This is a genomic window from Beijerinckia sp. 28-YEA-48 (assembly GCF_900104955.1).
Taxonomy (GTDB): Bacteria; Pseudomonadota; Alphaproteobacteria; order Rhizobiales; family Beijerinckiaceae; genus Terripilifer.
Genome location: NZ_FNSI01000001.1, coordinates 2,583,931 through 2,600,521, shown reverse-complemented (window position 1 = coordinate 2,600,521; position 16,591 = coordinate 2,583,931). Strand labels below are relative to the sequence as shown.

Here is a 16,591-nt window from a genome sequence, read left to right as displayed (position 1 = left end):
CCCTTCCATTGTCGCGACCGCGGCCGGTTGGACCCACGTCACATTAAGCTGACATGACACGAGCACCGCTCACGCGGTGCAGAACTCCGCATAAGCGAGAGTCCAGGCCTCAGAAACCGGCGACTGCGATAACTGACAATGAGACACTGGATCACCTCCTTTCGGTTGTTAACGACTCACTCAGTGTACTCGAAATCTTTAAAAACTGAATGCAAGCGCTGCGCGAATATGCGTCAGATTGCCGGTCTTTCCTGCAATCATGCTGAAACCCCAGGCGAATTTGTAAAAATTTTGATGAGGACTAGTGGCCAGGCCTCTCATGGCTGTCCTTGGGCGCAAGTCGTCGTACGGCCATGACATTACAGTTTTTTCAGCTGACTTCCCGGCGCGGGACCTTAAGGTGGCTGGGCCTGGAGGGGCGCACTCTTCCACCGATATCTTCCTGTTGGTCTTCCTGTTGTCTTGGAGGCGCAATGTTTCGCACAGATGCCAGCCGCAGGCAGATCCTCCAGCGGCTCGTCGTGACCGCTGCTGGCGGTATGATGATGCCGCGAGATGCTTTCGCCCAAGCAGCCGCAGGGGCCACGCAGCTCCTGCCTCATGCCGATGTCTGCGTCATGACGCCGGCATCAACGGAAGGGCCGTATTATTTCGACCCCAAACTGGTGCGATCCGACATCACGGAAGGGCGGCCGGGTGTGCCGGTCACCGTGCGTCTGCAGATGGTCGACCAGGCCTGCAAACCTTTGCCGGGGGCCCGAATGGACATCTGGCATTGCGATGCCCTGGGCCTCTATTCGAACTACCCGGGGCAGGGCGATGATCGCGCGCATCCCATCAATACCAAGGGCGCAACCTATCTGCGTGGGACGCAGATGGCCGATGAGCGTGGCGTTGTCGACTTCAAATCCATCTATCCCGGCTGGTATCCGGGGCGCACGACCCACATTCACTTCAAAGCTTTTATCAATCCCACCAGCGTTCTGACCGGGCAGATTTTCTTTCCCGATGCGGTGAGCGACGTCATTTACAAGAACAAGCCGCCTTACGCGGGCCGGAAGCTGGCGCGCGATACGCTCAACGCACGTGATTTTATCGCGCGTTCCGCTGGCTCCGCGTCTCTCGCCAACGTGAAGGAAGACAGCGATGGCTATCTCGTTTCCATGATCATCGGGGTCAGGCCATCATCGGGCGGTTCGAGGCGCTGAGACCAAAGGCATTGCTCGCGCCGCGCGGCGAGGCTAGCCTCGTCTCAACGAAGAGAGAATGTAGGGAGCTGGTGATGGACAGGAAAAGGGTCGACCGCGCCGGCGAAGACCTCGGCAATATCATCGATATCGGCCACATCAACCTGCGCGTGCCAGACCAGCGGCTGGCGACGCTCTATTACGTCACCGGCCTCGGGCTCACGCGTGATCCTTATCTGATGACCGGCGTCGACAATATGTGGGTCAATGTCGGCCAGAGCCAGTTTCATCTGCCGACAGGTGAAGCGGCTTACGCACCACGCACGGTGGCTGGCCTCGTTGTGCCCGATCGCGCCGGGCTGGTTGAGCGATTGCAGAAGGTCGGTCCCCACCTGGCCGGCACGCGCTTCTCCTGGCATGCCACCAATGATGCCATCGAGCTCAACTGCCCCTGGGGCAATCGCGCCCGCTGCCATACGCCCGATCCGCAGCGTTTCGGCCAGATGGCTTCGGGGATGGCCTATGTGGAGTTCGAAGTGCCGCTGGGATCGCTGGCGGCGATCGGACGTTTCTATAGCGAGATGATCGGCGCGCGCCATCGCATGGATGCCGATGGGGAGGGGGCTTTCCTGCGCATTGCCTGCGGCCCCGGCCAGGCGCTGATCTTTCGCGAGAGCGATGCCGAGACGGTCGTCTGCCAGCCGCATCACATCCAGATTTACGTGGCGGATTTTTCCGGGCCTTACGAGAGGCTGTGGGAGCGCGATCTGATTTCAGAAGAGAGCAATCGCCAGCAATATCGCTTCGAGAACATCGTCGATCTCGATAGCGGCCGCACCGTATTTACCATCGACCACGAAGTGCGCAGCATGACCCATCCGATGTATGGCCGTCCGCTGGTCAATCGCAACACGGTGCAGACGGTGGGCACTTATCGCGCCGGTGCCGATGCGGCGCAGATCTGGCTTTAAGCTTCTTCTACTCCGCTAGGCGTTCCACACGCCGGTGGTCGCATTGAATGGCGATTGCCCGTCCGCACGTGCATGCCATCGCAATCCGGCAGCCTTCGCGCGATAAACCATGCGGCGCGGCGTGAACGTCCAGATATGTTCGCTGCCCTGAAAGGTCGCCTCGGCGTTGGCATCGAGTTCGACTCTTGCGTCTCCCGTCAGCTGCAACAGGTCCCCCGTGTCGAAATCGGGAAACAGCAAGCCAGCTTTGCCATTGGCGACAATATTGCCGAGCGTGTTGAAATAGTGATTGCCGAGAAAATCGGGAATGGTCAGGCGATCGTTCTCGTCGATGCGCACGAAACCCGGCTTACCACCCCGGTGTGAAACGTCTACCTGCCGGTGCCCGTCCTCTCTGTCGGCGTAGCTTGCCACGAAGAATGTATCGGCGGAGGCGATCATCTGGCGCGCCCGCGCGTCGAGACCTTGCAGCCACACAGGCGGCGGTCTCGTGCCGGGTGACACGCTCTCGAAATCGCGCAGCTGAATATATTTTGGACAGTTGCCGAAACTGTGCTCGACCTCGAGCACAAAGCCGCTGTCATTGGCGCGCCGGAGCCGGCCATTCAGACGGTTGCGCCGACGCGTGTGCAGCTCGATGCCGAGCAGACCGACGCTATCGCCATCTTCCAGGCCGCCATCGGCGGGATCCTCCGCGTCGCGGGCGGCGCGGATCTCCAGCGATGTCGGATCGGGCGAGGTCATGAAGCCGGGCTTGCCGGCGGCGAGGCTCGCCCAGGCATCGCCCGCTTGATCCACCGCGCCGACAAGGACGAACGGCAATTGCGCAAAGAAGTCGCGATGCTGATCGGGCATGAAGGAACGCACGACTTTGCTGCCGATGGCGCCGATCCGTTCAGCGGAGCCAATCCGCCGCTGCAGCATGATCTCGCCCCAATGAAACGGCGATGTTTCGACCAGATCAGTCATGACGACATACTCATCAACGCACGGCGGCAAGGCCGATAGCGGTTTCCTGGAACGGGACAAAGCCGGGAAGAGCTTCGATCCGCTCCAGCCAACCCGCGACATGGCCATAGGGCGAAAGATCAACATTGCCCTCCGGCGCGCGGGCGACATAGCTGTAGAGCGCGATATCGGCGATGGTCGGCCGCGCGGCCGCGAGCCAGTCGCGCGCCTGCAGTTCCGCATCGAGAAGACGCAGGATCCCATGGGCGCGCTGCACCACTTCCTCAGCATTGAACTTCGCGCCGAAGACCGTGACGAGCCGTGCCGCCGCCGGACCAAAGGCGATCTGCCCTGCGGCAACCGACAGCCAGCGCTGCACCGCAGCCGCGCCAATGGCCTCTTCGGGCAACCAATCGCTGCGGCCGAATTTCTTGGCGAGATAGACCATGATGGCGTTGGAATCGGGGATCAGCACGCCACCGTCGTCGAGCAGGGGAACCTGCCCGAAGCGATTGAGCTTCAGATAGTCGGCCGACTTGTGGGCGCCCTTAAGGACATCGAGCTCGACCAGCTCGAGCGGGATGTCGGCCAAGGTGCAGAACAGCCGCGCCCGGTGCGAATGGCCGGATAAGGGGTGGTGGTAGAGCTTCATAGCGCTGCCTCTTGTTGAAACCGCTGAGGACAGGACCTCTAGATTATTCCAAATGATCGTTGAATTATCGTATTATGTAATTCATTATTTCATTTTTAGGAATAAAAGCCAGGCTATGGATCGCTTTCAGGCCATGCGCCTCTTCGCCAGGGTCGCCGACACCGGCAGCTTCGCGCGGGCCGCCCGGGAGCTGCACGTCAGCCCGCCGGCGGTAACGCGCGCCGTGACCAGCCTGGAAGAGCTGATCGGCACGCGTCTCTTCGTCCGCACGACGCGCACCGTGACGCTGACCGAGGCGGGGGCGCGTTATCTGGAGGATTGTCACCGCATCCTGGCCGACGTGCAGGAGGCGGAGGCGGCCGCGGCCGGATCGTTCGCGACGCCGAGCGGCACATTGACGATCTCCGCGCCGGCGCTCTTCGGGCGCATCTACGTGCTGCCTGTCGTGATGGATTATCTCGATCTTCATGCCGGTGTGACCGCGCAAACCTTCCTTGTCGATCGCGTGACGAATTTGCTCGAAGAGGGGATCGATGTCGCCATCCGCATCGGCCACTTGCCGATGTCGAATCTGATGGCCTCGCGGGTGGGAACAGTACGGCGTGTGGTCTGCGGTTCGCCCGATTATTTCCGCCGCTTTGGCACCCCGCGGACCCCGGCCGATCTGCCGGCGCATCGGCTGATTGGCACCAACAGCGCCTGGTCCTCGTCGGAATGGCGTTTCGGCCAAGAGCAGAAGACAAGCGTGCGCATCGCCCCGCGCCTGTTGTGCAATACCAATGATGCCGCGATCGAAGCGGCCGTTCGAGGCTGGGGTTTGACGCGGGTGATGTCCTACCAGGTCGCGCCGCTGATCGCCGAAGGCAAGCTCGTTGCTGTCCTCACCGATGATGAAGAAGAACCCTTGCCCATCCATGTGGTGCATCCGGAAGGCCGCAAGGTCACAGCGAAGGTCAGAACCTTCGTCGAGCTGGCGACGCAGCGGCTCAGGAGCAATCCGTTGATCAATCGGCTCTGAGGGCGGCAAATCACCAAACCGTTAGCCTTAACGATCCGTGAATTGCACGAGAGTCGGTGGGATGGACGTTAATACAGTTATGTAACAGAAAGCCGCTAGAAGGACGGCCGACACTCATCGCACGGATATTTATTATGGCGATTAAACATTTCAGGAATTTTTCTCAGGCAACCGGCGGCAACGTCGCGGTGATCACGGCTTTCGCGATCATTCCAATCCTGATCTTGGTTGGCTCGGTCATCGATTACAGCCGCGGTCTGCGGGTCAAGACGGTGTTGCAGGCGGCGGTCGATGCGGCGGCGTTGAACACCGCGCGCCAATCGCCGGGGCTGACGACCGCTCAAATGTTGGTCATCGCGCAGAATTCGGTGGCTGGCGCCTTCAATGTCGGCGGCCTGGGCGAGCCTGTCACGACGCTCACCTATACGGCGGCGGGAACAGAGAACGCGAGGATCAAGGTTTCGGCCTCGGTGGCCGTTCCGAACTCGTTCATGAGCCTGTTCGGGTTCGCGTCGAATGCGGTGGCTGCAACCTCAACGTCCACCTGGGGCAACACCAAGCTGCGCGTGGCGCTGGCGCTCGACAACACCGGTTCGATGAAGGGCGACAAAATTCTGGCATTGAGAACGGCGACGACCAATCTGCTGACGTCGTTGCAAAACGCGGCGGTCAAGGACGGCGACGTTTATGTGTCGATCATTCCATTCTCCACAGCCGTCAAAGTCGACACGTCGAATGTCTCGGCATCGTGGATTAGATGGACCGAGTGGGAAGCAGACGCAGGTAACCAGACCTGTACAGGGAAGGGAAATTCTAAAGTATGCAAGCCCAATAGTCGTTCGACCTGGGATGGTTCGATCATGGATCGTGACCAGAACTACGATCTCTCGAATGCAACTCCGACCAGCAATTCGACATTCTTTCCGGCAGCACCAGCTGGAACCGGCACCGCGAGTCTCATGGGCTTGACCTATAATTGGGCGGCGCTCAGAGCCAAGGTTCCGGACATGGTCCCGGCCGGGAACACCAATCAACCGATCGGCCTCGCCTGGGCCTGGCAATCGTTGACGATGAGCGCGCCGCTGAACGCACCGGCGAAGGATCCGAAATTCAATTATGCGGACGTCATCATCCTTCTCACCGACGGTGACAACACCCAGAACCGCACGAGTTCGAACAAAGCAACGATCGATGGGCGCCAGAAGAAGCTCTGCGATGCCATTAAAGCAACGGGCGTCACCATCTATGCGGTGCAGGTCAATACTGACAAAGAGGCGCTACAGACAGCCTTGCAATATTGCGCCAGCGATCCTTCAAAATTCGTGATGCTCACCACGGCCGACCAGATCATCACCACCTTCGCCTCGATCGGCGCATCGCTGTCGCAACTGCATCTGTCGCGGTAGCAGGCTCTACAGCGACGGGTCGATCACCCGCACCCGGCGGTTGCGGCCCTGCGCATCCTTGCTCTGTTGGCGGGCGCCATCGGTGACGCCATAGACGCTGCCGCGGGTGGCGCGTCCACCTTCGATGCCGGCGCTGGCCGATCCAGCCGTCGGCGCGTTTTCGCCGATCGCCGCATCCTGTTTTTCCGTCTCCTGGATAGCGGAGAGCGAAGAAGCTTGAGGCTGCGCCTGCGCCTGCGGTTGCGGTGCGTTGCGCGGAGTGGCGGCGGCCTGGGTGCCGCGCGCTGGGCGCGGACGCGACAGTTCCTCGGATTTCTCCGGTGTCACGATCAGGTCGTTACGGCGTGAGCCGAGCAATTTCTCGGCGCCATCGAGCGCCTCCGCCCAGGACTTGCCCGGCGGCTTGCAGCTGCAGGTTGGATCGTAGGTCTTCTTGAACTTGCCGGCATTGGCCAGGCTCGTATAGCTGGCGCCGACATCGTTCACCGCGTCTTCGATATTGCCGCCGTTGGTGAAGCGATAGACCTCGGTCTCGGCGTTCGGGCACAGCGCCTTGCAGAGATCGGCGAAACTGTCGAGATCGCGGCTGCCGGCGCTATAGCTTACCGGAAAGAAACCGCCGTCGCAGGTGCGCACGCAGATCGCGGTCGAGCCGCCGCCGCGCGGCCGCTGTTCGTCGCCGAGCATATCGTCGTCGGGCAGCGGACTGGCTGGCATTTGCTCGTACTGCGGGCCGCCGCCGAACAATTGGTCGAACAAGGAGCGCGGCTGCTGCACCGCGACCTGATTGCGACAATAAGTATTGTATTGGGCGATGAGCTGGGCCCGGCCACCGCTGGCCATTTGCACCTGCGCCTGCAGATTGGCGAGGTTGCCCTGCATGGCGGCGATGCGCTGTTCCAGCGGGCCGCATTGCGCCGGCGGCGGCGATCCAAAGAAGAGGAACTGCCGGCGGTCGCAGCCGATCGACTGGGCATAGGCCTGGGTGCGGGCGAGTTCGCCGCGCTGCCGATTGGCGGCGGCGAGATAGCGTCCGGCACTGTCATTGGACTGGCCCGCACGGGCGATCTGCGCTTGCAGACCGCCGCAATTGATCGCTTGCGCCAGGGCTGGGGGCAGCCAGGCGAGAAAACACAGGGACGCGGCGGCAATAACACGCCGCGCCGCGCGCAGGTGTCCGGCACCGTCGGAAGCGATGGTCGGCAAAAGGCTTTTTTGTGAGACTGGCATCAAGCGTTTCGAACTCGTCGATCCTGCGCGTTTGATTCGGGAAGTCTACCAGACCCATCCTGGAAGCGGTGAACAGCGAACTTTCGTTAACTTCTTGTTCCCTTGATGGCAATCGTTGTAGCGCCAAGGCTGCTCCCCATATGAGGAGGGCTTGCTCCGGAGGCTGCACATGTCGAGATGGAACGGATTTGCCAGATTTTGCGGGGCCTTGGCCTTGATCACCGTGTCGGCGGGTGTGGCTGCGCAGGCCGCTGGCGAGCCGGAATTGATCTTCCGCAAATCCACAGTCTTCAAATGGCTCACGCCCAACGACAAGCTGGCGACTTATGGCATCGACGACACTGTCGTGGAGGGCGTCGCCTGCCATTACACCGTTCCCGAGAAGGGCGGCTTCAAGGGCATGTTTGGCGTGGCCGAAGAGGTTTCAGACGTTTCGCTGGCCTGCCGGCAATATGGCCCGATCAGTTTCAAGGCCAAATTCGAGCAGGGCGATGTGGTCTTCTCTGAGCGCCGTTCGCTGATCTTCAAGAAGATGCAGATCGTGCGCGGTTGCGACCCCAAGCGCAACGTCTTGGTCTATATGGTCTATTCCGATAAGCTGATCGACGGCAGCCCGCAGAACTCGACCTCCAGCGTGCCGATCATGCCCTGGGGCGCCAGTGGCGATATCCCCAAATGCGCTGATTTCTTGAAGAACTGAATGCTTAAAGTCAGGGATCTTTTCTGTTTCGCAGATCCCTGACGAAAGCGTCGATCATCGCCGCCGTTTGGTGGGCGAAATCGTCGATCGCCGCGCGCTCGGCTTGGCTATAGCGCGCGACAATCTCCGCCGTTTTTTGCGCCAGGTCGGCGAAAATCTGTTCGATCTGGCGCACGCCCTCGGGCACCACTTCGATCATTGTCTTGCGCCGGTCCTGGGGCGCGGCGACACGGCGCACGAAGCCCTTCTTTTCCAGCCGGTCGACGACGCCCGTGATGGCTCCGGTGGTTAGGCTGCTGTCCTCGGCTAGCCGTCCGGCGGTCATCGGGCCGTGCTTCAGCACGATATCCAGGCATTTATGGTCGGTGATGTTCAGGCCCAGGTGATCGGCCACGGCCTGATGCAGGAAAATCGTCCGCGCGCTCAGTTCGCGCAACGCCTCCGCCCCGTTCAAAATCTCTGTGCCGTTCACGCTGCTCGGTTTCGTCGACATCGCCGCCATATTGTCTTATAAAATAAGTATCTTATATTTTAAGAATTATAGATTGTAAGCGAGGCTAACGCGATAGGCCCGGGAAAGCAAATCAGCGCGGCCGATGAAATTGGGCTTGGTGTCCGCAGCAGCGCGGCAGCTGCCCCTGGATACCGGATCACGCTGCGCGTGTCCGGTATGACACGGAAGCTGCGGAGATGACGCCGAGCCTTGAAAAGCAGTGCCTCGAAAAGTAGCCCGACACCTCGGTGTCATCCCGGACGCCGCAGGCGATCCGGGAGCCAGGGGCGCGTGGTAGCGTGATCAACAGGACGCGGTCGGCGCGTCACGAATGACTACGGCGCGTTTCGCTACACTGGAAGAGAGAAGCGCCGGTCAGTCGCCACAGGTGATGATGACCGAGCCGCGTGCCGGCGCCGCCGCAGCGGTCGTTATCCCGGTCGAGCCGGTCACATCGTCAGCTGACCCATAGGCCGAGGCCTTGCCGAAGCCATGGCCCGCGCACCAGGCGTCGGCGACCACCCGGCCGCACTCCTGACGGCTGGCGACGCATTCGCTGACGCCGTAGCCATCCTCCGCGGCGATCACGAAGGAGCGAACCGGCTCGGCCGCCCGCACTTGGCCGAACGTGGCGGCGAGCGCCAGAAAAGCGGCAGCCAGCGGGATGATCATCGGCGGGAAGGGGACTTCGAAGGGGAAAAGCTTACGCATAGGGGGCACCGGGGCGCAGATCGGATCGTCTTGGTGACTGAACCGTGCCGCAATCCCGTGAAAATTCGTTTAACCTCGGTAACAATAGCCTGGTGTCGCGCTTGACGGGCCGGCTGCTCTCGATCATGGTGCCGCCCATGTCGCTCCGCCCCTGCCTTTGCCGGATTATTATTAGCTAGCCCGCCCGCTGGCTGGAGCCGTCTTTTCGCGCATTGAAAACGACAAAGCCCCCCCGCCAGCCGGCCGGAGAGGGAACCTATGTCTACATTGCTGCCCCTGCGCCTCTACAACACGCTGACCCGGACGAAGGCGGATTTCACACCGCTCGATCCGGCCCATGTGCGCATGTATGTCTGCGGACCGACGGTCTATGACTTTGCCCATATCGGCAATGCTAGGCCGATCATCGTCTTCGACGTGCTCTACCGTCTGCTGCGCCATGTCTATGGCGCGGGTCACGTCAAATATGTCCGCAACATCACCGACGTTGACGACAAGATCAACGCGCGGGCGGCCGAGCGCGGCATTTCCATCCGCCAACTGACGGAAGAGACCAACGCCATCTTCCAGAGCGATGTCGAGGCGCTGGGCGCTCTGCCGCCGGACGTGCAGCCGCGCGCCACCGACCATATCGCTGAGATGATCGCCATTATCGAAAAGCTGATCGCTGGCGGCCATGCCTATGCCGCCGATGGCCATGTGCTGTTCTCGGTGCCCTCGATGGCCGACTACGGCCGCCTGTCGCGCCGTCCGCTCGACGAGATGATCGCTGGCGCTCGCGTCGATGTCGCGCCCTATAAGAAGGGCGATATGGATTTCGTGCTGTGGAAGCCCTCGAAGGACCAAGAGCCGGGCTGGGAGTCGCCCTGGGGCCGTGGCCGGCCGGGCTGGCATATCGAATGCTCGGCCATGTCGTGGAAACATCTCGGCGAAACGTTCGACATTCATGGCGGTGGCATCGATCTGGTGTTCCCGCATCATGAAAACGAGATCGCCCAGTCGCGTTGCGCCTTCGATCATCCGGTCATGGCCAATGTCTGGATGCACAACGGCTTCTTGCAGGTCGAAGGCGAGAAGATGTCAAAGAGCCTCGGCAATTTCGTCACCATCAATGAATTGCTGACGACGGAAAATTTTGGTGGTCGCACGTGGCCAGGGCAGGTGTTGCGCCTGGCCATGCTGCGCACCCATTATCGCCAGCCGATCGACTGGACCGTGCGCAGCCTCACCGAGGCCGAAGCGACGCTCGATGATTGGGCGGCGCTGGTGAAGGGCGTCCAGCCGGGCGTGGTGTCGGACGCGTTCATCGCGGCGATGGCCGACGATCTCAACACGTCCCTGGCGCTGACCGAATTGCATCGTCTGGCGCGCGCCGGCGAGGTGCAGACGCTGGCCGCCTGCTTGCCTCTGTTGGGGCTCGACCTTGACGCCTACCAGCCGCAGGTGCAGCAGCGCACGGCGGAGCTCGATAAGGAATTGATCGACGCGCGCGTTCGCGAGCGCGTGCAGGCCCGCAAGAACAAGGACTGGAAGCGTTCGGACGAAATTCGCGACGAGCTTGTTGCCATGGGCGTGCAGCTCAAGGACGGCAAGGATGCGGCCGGCGAATTGATCACGGAGTGGGAGGTTAAGCGATGAGCACGCCGACCCTGCGCCCCATCCTGTTGCCGCAAGACCTGCCGGCGCTGGTCGACGTCTTCGTCGACAGCATCGAGGAATTGACCCAGGAGGATTACGACGAGGAACAGCGCACCGCCTGGATTTCCAGCGTCGAGAACGAAAAGAAATTTGGCGAAAATATCGCCAAGGGGCTGACGATTTTGGCCGAAGTCGATGGCGAGATCGCTGGCTTCGCCACTTTGCGTGGCGCCGTGCTCGACATGCTCTATGTTCACTCGGGCTTTGCCCGCCAGGGTGTCGCCAGCGCGCTGTGCGATGGGCTTGAGCGGCTCGCGGCGGCCCGTGGCGTCAAGGAGCTGACAACCGACGCCAGCGATACGGCGCAGCCCTTCTTCAAACAACGCGGCTACGAGCCGCTCCGGCGCAACAGCGTCGAACGTGCCGGTGTCTGGCTCGCCAATACGACGATGGCCAAGCCGCTGGCGATGGAAACCACCCAATGACCCGCGAACGCCTTTATCTCTTCGACACCACCTTGCGCGATGGCGCCCAGACCACTGGCGTCGATTTCTCGATCGACGACAAGCGCCGCATCGCCGCGCTGCTCGACGATCTCGGCCTCGATTATGTCGAGGGTGGTTATCCCGGCGCCAATCCGCTCGACACCGAATTCTTCCGCAAAAAGGCGGTGAAGAAGGCGCGCTTCGCCGCCTTCGGCATGACCAAGCGGCCGGGACGTTCAGCCTCCAACGATCCAGGTCTCGCCGGCCTGATGGAAGCCGACGCCGATGCGATCGTCTATGTCGCCAAGAGCTGGGACTTTCAGGTGCATGTGGCGCTCGGCATAACGCTCGAGGAAAATCTCGAAGGCATTTCGGATTCCATCGCCTATGCCTGCAAGAACGGCCGCGAAGCCATGCTCGATTGCGAGCATTTCTTCGATGGCTACAAGGCCAACCCCGACTATGCGCTGCAATGCGCGCGCGCCGCTTATGAGGCCGGCGCGCGTTGGGTGGTGCTGTGCGACACCAACGGCGGCACTTTGCCCGATGAAGTGGAGCGCATTGTCGGCGAAGTGGCACGCCATATTCCCGGCAGCCATCTTGGCATCCATACCCATAACGACACCGAGAACGCGGTGGCCAATTCGCTGGCAGCCGTGCGGGCCGGCGTGCGCCAGATACAGGGCACCTTGAACGGTCTTGGGGAGCGCTGCGGCAATGCCAATCTGGTTTCGATCATCCCGACGTTGTTGCTGAAGAGCGCCTATGCCGATCGTTTCGAGATCGGCGTCAGTCCTGAAAAGCTGCGCGGCCTGACCAAGCTCAGCCACGCCTTCGACGAATTGATCAACCGCGCGCCAAACCGCCATGCGCCCTATGTCGGGGCCTCCGCTTTCGCCACCAAGGCCGGCATCCATGCCTCGGCCGTGCTGAAAGATCCGCGCACCTACGAGCATGTCGAACCGGATGCTGTCGGCAATGTGCGTAAGGTTCTGGTGTCGGACCAGGCTGGCAAGTCGAACGTGCTGGCCGAGCTTGAACGTCTCGGCGTCGTCGTCGCCAAGGATGATCCGCGCGTCATGCGCGTTCTGGAAGAGGTGAAGGAGAAGGAAGCGCAGGGCTATGCCTATGAAGGCGCCGATGCGTCCTTCGAACTGCTCGCCCGCCGTGTTCTGGGCCAAGCGCCGGATTATTTCGAAGTCGAGCGTTTCAACGTCAATGTCGAGCGTCGGCACAATGCCGTCGGCGATTTGGTCAGCGTGTCGGAGGCGATCGTCAAAGTGCGCGTCGATGGCGAGACATTGATCTCGGCCGCCGAAGGCGCCGGCCCGGTGAACGCGCTCGATCTGGCGCTGCGCAAGGATCTTGGCAAATACCAGCCCTATATCGAAGATCTGGAGCTGCGTGACTATCGCGTGCGCGTGTTCCAGGGCGGCACTGACGCGGTGACGCGCGTGCTGATCGAATTCGGCGATAGCCAGGGCAATACCTGGTCGACGGTCGGCGTTTCCGCCAACATCATCGACGCCTCGTTCCAGGCGCTGCTGGATTCGATCAACTACAAGCTGATGAAGGCCGAAGCCTGAGAAGCTTGCACCTAGGTGTCATCCCGGACACGCGGAGCGTGATCCGGGACCAGGGGCGAGTGGGTGAAGAAAAACAACTGCGGCACAGTCATAATTTTTGACGAAAAGCGTTCCGACACGCGCCTTGGATGGCTTCAGCTCTCAATCGTGGCTTATTCCGCACGCGACAAGCTTGCGCCGACCGCGTGGTCGACGACATAGAGCCATGTGCCGTCGGGCTGCCGCCGGATGAGTTCGGCGGAACTGCCGCTGGCCAGTACCGTGCCGTCGCCATCCGTCAGATCCCAGTCGGCGCGCAGCAAGGCGAGATCGCCGTGCACAACGCAGAAGCGGTTGCGTGACGTCATCGTGCCGGGCAGCCCTAGGAGTTGACGCAGCGCATGCGAGATCGCCTCGAGCCCAGTGATGTCGCTCGCGATGTCATCGACGCGCAGGGTGGCGTCGGGCTCGTAAAGAACAAGCAGATTTCCGATCTTGCGGCTGTTGAAGGCGCGGGCGAATGTGGTGTTCATCTGGTCGGGCTGGGTTACGGGCATGATGCATCTCCTCGTTGCGACGAGGACATCATGCCAGTCCTGGGCTCACCAAACGGGAAGGACTGACATGGCGATATTGCAAGCTGCCGCGGTGCTCGACCGGCCCGAGCCGCGCCGGCCCGACAATTGCCCGGTCGAGGATTGGCTGGCCTTTCTCGGCCATCGTTGGAACGCGCTCATCCTCTGGCATCTGCAGGGAGGCGCCAAACGTCATGGCGAATTGAGCGCGGTGCTGCCGGCCATCGCGCCGAAAGTACTGACCGAGCGTCTCGACGGTTTGGAGAAGCGCGGCCTCATCACGCGCACGGCTTTGGCCAGCTTTCCACGCAGCGTCAGCTACTCTCTCTCAGCGGCAGGGCGCGATCTGGTCGGCATACTCGACCAGATCGAACTGTGGTCGCGTCGAATGCCTCAGGGTTAGGCCGCCGTCACGCGAGGAAGCGCTGAGAGCAAGACAAGGCATAATTCCGCCGCCCTGGCTTTGTATTTTAAGCCAGATTCGCCGCGGCGTGCGCTACGGCTTGGCGGGGGAGAACAATGCTTGGATCGGGTGGGGAGGGGGTGCCACGCAATTCTGAGGAACAACCCCATGCAAGGGCGCTATCAAGGTCACTTGCCAGCCCACTTGCTCTTTTACTTGCCCTCCGACCCGCGCCTCACTCGACGAGGCGCAGCACCTTGTCCTTGCACAGGTTGCGGCCTTCCGCTTCCATCACGCTGTCGTCCTCGAACGTGCCAGCAAGATCGAAGGTGCAGCCGGAGCGCGGCGGCAGGGTGACGGTGACGCGCTTGCCCGGCGCCAGGTTCTTAGCCACCACCCGCTCGGTGGCAGCCGCGCCTTCGCGGCCGATCACTTTCAATTCAACGAGCGTCGCGTCGCGCTTGTTCTCGATCGTGATGCGGCCGGCGCTCGCGGGCCCGCGCTTCGATTGGGCGAAACCGGAGGTTGCCGTCATGGACAGCGTCGCCGTGGCGGCGACGACAACCAGCGCATGCGTAACGTAATGGCGGCTAAACGTCATGATGGCAGTTCCTCCTGAGTTTTGCCGAAACATCGCCAACTAAAGGCGCGGCGTCAAATCGGCGGACTCGAGGCCGGCGCGGGCGGCACGTTCGCTCGCCGCACGAATGATCGGCACCACGTCCTCGATTTTCTCGGCGACCTGATAGCGTACTTCGAGATCGCTGCGGATGAAGCCCTTATAGCGCATGTGGGCGAACAGATCGAGCAACGGCCGCCAGAAGCCGCCAACATCGGCCAGCACGACCGGCTTGTTGTGGCGATCAAGCTGCACCCAGGTGAGCTGTTCGACCAGTTCCTCAAGCGTGCCGATGCCGCCTGGCAGAGCAACGAAGGCATCGGCCTTCTCGAACATCATGCGCTTGCGCGTATGCATATCGGCGACGACGACCAGTTCCTGCGCTTCTTTGAAGCGTCGCTCGCGCACGTCGAGGAAGTCGGGAATGATGCCGGTGACGTGGCCGCCGGCCTCGAAGACCGAACGGGCGAGAATGCCCATCAGGCCGTGGCTGCCGCCGCCATAGACGAGGCCCATGCCGGCGTTCACCAGCTCGGTGGCGAGCTTGCGCGTCGCATCTGCAAAAATCGGATCGGTTCCGGGAGAAGAACCACAGTAAACACAAACATTGCGAATTTCAGTCATGTCACAGCTTTTGCCGTGCGGTTGTGGCAGGGTCAAGGCACAGAAAGGCAAGCTTAACCAGCGTGAATCGCCGAGATTGGCCTTTCGCTGCCACAATGGTTAAATCGCCTGAATATTCAGGCGATGTCGGGCGGGCGGTGTTGGAAATGTCTGGTGTGTCGAACAGGGTTGTTTATGGGATCGGCGCCGCGGTGGTCGTGATCGCGGGCATCGTCATCGGTTGGAATTTCTGGCGCAATTTGCCCGTGCCCGCGTCCACGATCTCAGCCGGGACACCAGCCGAAACAGTCGCTCAGCCGCAGGCCAAGCTCGAGCCCGCCAAGCCCCAATCGACCAATCCAGAGCCAAGCAAATCGGCAGCCGATAAGCCGCAGAAACCGCAGTTCGATGTCGTGCGCGTCGAGCCGTCGGGTGAGACGGTGGTGGCCGGTCGCGCCGCGCCCAACGCCAAGGTCACTTTATTCGCGACGGGCAAGCCGGTCGGCCAGGCGACGGCCAATGCCGAGGGCCAGTTCGTCATCCTGCCGCCGACGCTGCCGCCAGGCGATCATCTGCTCTCGCTGGAGGCTGATGCTGTGGCTTCGGATCAGACGGTCGCGGTGGTGGTGCCCAAGCCCGGCAGCCGTGACGTGATCGTGGCGCTGGCGGAGCCGGACAAGCCGACGCGCATTCTCTCCGACGCCAAACCGCAAGCTGGGCCGGTTGCCGGCAGCGCGCCGGCATCCTCCGCTGCCCCCTCCGTCACCATCCGCACGGTCGAAGCCCAGGACGGCGGCGGCTTTTTCCTATCCGGTCTCGCGGCGGCAGGCGCCAGGGTTCGGCTCTATCTGAACGGCGCCTTCATCGCCATGGCCGAGACGGCGGCGGATGGGCATTGGTCGATGCGGATCGAAAAGGGCATGTCGCCGGGCAAATATGCGGTGCGCGCCGATCTCGTCGCCAAGGATGGCGTTGGGGTCGCGGCCCGCGCCGAAGTGCCGTTCGATTATCCCGGTGCGGGGGCGGTTGCCGCCGCAGCGGACAAGCGCGAGGGGACGGGGCCATCCACGGCTTCAGCTTCTCAGACGTCCCAACGGGCCGCGGCGACTCAGGCTGCGGCGGCGCCCTCAGCCGAAAAGCGCACGGGTACGGCTGGAACCGCCCAATCGACGATCGTGCCGGAACTGCGCACCGCCAGGGTCGAGCGCGGCGACAGCCTGTGGCGGATCAGCCGAACTGTGCTGGGGCAAGGCATGCGCTACACTCAGATCTACGATGCCAACGCCAACCAAATCCGCAATCCGGATCTGATTTACCCGGGACAGGTCCTGGTTGTGCCCAATCCGGTGCCATAAACCTCCGGTCCTCCTTCTGAAAATGCCGGCGC

At 61.9% G+C, this 16,591-nt stretch carries 18 protein-coding genes; 10 read left to right on the top strand and 8 right to left on the bottom strand.

The genetic code is table 11. The features are described from left to right. The first annotated feature begins 473 nt into the window (after window positions 1-473). Window positions 474-1,208, top strand: coding sequence for an intradiol ring-cleavage dioxygenase (locus BLW50_RS12250; protein ID WP_090702447.1), 735 nt, complete (start codon window positions 474-476; stop codon window positions 1,206-1,208). Window positions 1,209-1,282: 74 nt separating this feature from the next. Continuing rightward, window positions 1,283-2,158 carry a VOC family protein gene (locus tag BLW50_RS12245; protein WP_090702444.1) on the top strand — a complete coding sequence of 292 codons (876 nt, stop codon included), beginning with the start codon at window positions 1,283-1,285 and terminating at the stop codon, window positions 2,156-2,158. A 15-nt stretch (window positions 2,159-2,173) separates the two neighbouring features. Here the strand turns inward: BLW50_RS12245 and BLW50_RS12240 are convergent, their stop codons facing one another. Both BLW50_RS12240 and BLW50_RS12235 read right to left on the bottom strand, forming a co-directional pair. Then, window positions 2,174-3,127: a pyridoxamine 5'-phosphate oxidase family protein gene (locus tag BLW50_RS12240; protein WP_090709040.1), complete on the bottom strand. Its 954-nt coding sequence runs from the start codon at window positions 3,125-3,127 to the stop codon at window positions 2,174-2,176. Window positions 3,128-3,140: 13 nt separating this feature from the next. Next, entirely contained in the window at window positions 3,141-3,758 is a 618-nt protein-coding gene (locus BLW50_RS12235) for a glutathione S-transferase family protein (protein WP_090702440.1), read from the bottom strand. A gap of 115 nt (window positions 3,759-3,873) precedes the next feature. Here BLW50_RS12235 and BLW50_RS12230 point away from each other — a divergent pair, with 115 nt between their 5' ends. Next, window positions 3,874-4,776 (top strand): LysR family transcriptional regulator, encoded by a 903-nt coding sequence (locus tag BLW50_RS12230; RefSeq protein ID WP_090702436.1) that lies wholly within the window; start codon window positions 3,874-3,876, stop codon window positions 4,774-4,776. Between the two features lie 134 nt (window positions 4,777-4,910). After that, window positions 4,911-6,182: a pilus assembly protein gene (locus BLW50_RS12225; protein ID WP_090702431.1), complete on the top strand. Its 1,272-nt coding sequence runs from the start codon at window positions 4,911-4,913 to the stop codon at window positions 6,180-6,182. Window positions 6,183-6,188: 6 nt separating this feature from the next. On the opposite strand, the gene BLW50_RS12220 is transcribed toward BLW50_RS12225, so the two are convergent. Next, the gene (locus BLW50_RS12220; protein WP_090702427.1) at window positions 6,189-7,412 is read right to left on the bottom strand and encodes a DUF2865 domain-containing protein; all 1,224 of its coding nucleotides are present in this window, start codon (window positions 7,410-7,412) and stop codon (window positions 6,189-6,191) included. A 169-nt stretch (window positions 7,413-7,581) separates the two neighbouring features. Between BLW50_RS12220 and BLW50_RS12215 the strand changes: the two genes are divergently transcribed. After that, complete coding sequence (locus BLW50_RS12215; protein WP_090702425.1) at window positions 7,582-8,112, top strand: CreA family protein; 531 nt, start codon at window positions 7,582-7,584, stop codon at window positions 8,110-8,112. Window positions 8,113-8,122: 10 nt separating this feature from the next. Here the strand turns inward: BLW50_RS12215 and BLW50_RS12210 are convergent, their stop codons facing one another. Then, window positions 8,123-8,605: a MarR family winged helix-turn-helix transcriptional regulator gene (locus BLW50_RS12210; protein WP_090709038.1), complete on the bottom strand. Its 483-nt coding sequence runs from the start codon at window positions 8,603-8,605 to the stop codon at window positions 8,123-8,125. Between the two features lie 375 nt (window positions 8,606-8,980). Then, window positions 8,981-9,316, bottom strand: a complete 336-nt coding sequence (locus tag BLW50_RS12205) for a hypothetical protein (protein WP_244544222.1) — start codon at window positions 9,314-9,316, stop codon at window positions 8,981-8,983. Between the two features lie 258 nt (window positions 9,317-9,574). On the opposite strand from BLW50_RS12205, the gene cysS reads away from it, so the two are divergent. Genes cysS through cimA form a run of 3 tightly spaced genes read left to right on the top strand, consistent with a single transcriptional unit; the run spans window position 9,575 to window position 13,025 of the window. Further along, complete coding sequence (cysS, locus tag BLW50_RS12200) at window positions 9,575-10,954, top strand: cysteine--tRNA ligase (RefSeq protein ID WP_090702422.1); 1,380 nt, start codon at window positions 9,575-9,577, stop codon at window positions 10,952-10,954. Further along, a complete protein-coding gene (locus BLW50_RS12195) occupies window positions 10,951-11,439 on the top strand; it encodes a GNAT family N-acetyltransferase (protein WP_090702418.1) in 489 nt (162 codons plus the stop codon). The genes cysS and BLW50_RS12195 overlap by 4 nt, the downstream gene beginning before the upstream one ends. Beyond that, window positions 11,436-13,025 carry a citramalate synthase gene (gene cimA / locus BLW50_RS12190; protein WP_090702415.1) on the top strand — a complete coding sequence of 530 codons (1,590 nt, stop codon included), beginning with the start codon at window positions 11,436-11,438 and terminating at the stop codon, window positions 13,023-13,025. Before BLW50_RS12195 ends, cimA begins: the two co-directional genes overlap by 4 nt. A gap of 152 nt (window positions 13,026-13,177) precedes the next feature. On the opposite strand, the gene BLW50_RS12185 is transcribed toward cimA, so the two are convergent. Then, a complete protein-coding gene (locus BLW50_RS12185; protein WP_244544221.1) occupies window positions 13,178-13,561 on the bottom strand; it encodes a YybH family protein in 384 nt (127 codons plus the stop codon). 67 nt (window positions 13,562-13,628) lie between these two features. Between BLW50_RS12185 and BLW50_RS12180 the strand changes: the two genes are divergently transcribed. Then, entirely contained in the window at window positions 13,629-13,982 is a 354-nt protein-coding gene (locus tag BLW50_RS12180) for a winged helix-turn-helix transcriptional regulator (protein WP_090702407.1), read from the top strand. Between the two features lie 235 nt (window positions 13,983-14,217). Here BLW50_RS12180 and BLW50_RS12175 read toward each other — a convergent pair whose 3' ends face one another. Together BLW50_RS12175 and BLW50_RS12170 are read right to left on the bottom strand one after the other, a co-directional pair. Continuing rightward, on the bottom strand, window positions 14,218-14,583 hold the full coding sequence (locus tag BLW50_RS12175) for a hypothetical protein (protein ID WP_090702404.1): 366 nt from the start codon (window positions 14,581-14,583) through the stop codon (window positions 14,218-14,220). A 39-nt stretch (window positions 14,584-14,622) separates the two neighbouring features. Beyond that, entirely contained in the window at window positions 14,623-15,225 is a 603-nt protein-coding gene (locus BLW50_RS12170) for an LOG family protein (protein ID WP_090709032.1), read from the bottom strand. 155 nt (window positions 15,226-15,380) lie between these two features. Here BLW50_RS12170 and BLW50_RS12165 point away from each other — a divergent pair, with 155 nt between their 5' ends. After that, window positions 15,381-16,559, top strand: a complete 1,179-nt coding sequence (locus tag BLW50_RS12165; RefSeq protein WP_170850120.1) for a LysM peptidoglycan-binding domain-containing protein — start codon at window positions 15,381-15,383, stop codon at window positions 16,557-16,559. The last annotated feature ends 32 nt before the right edge of the window (window positions 16,560-16,591 follow it).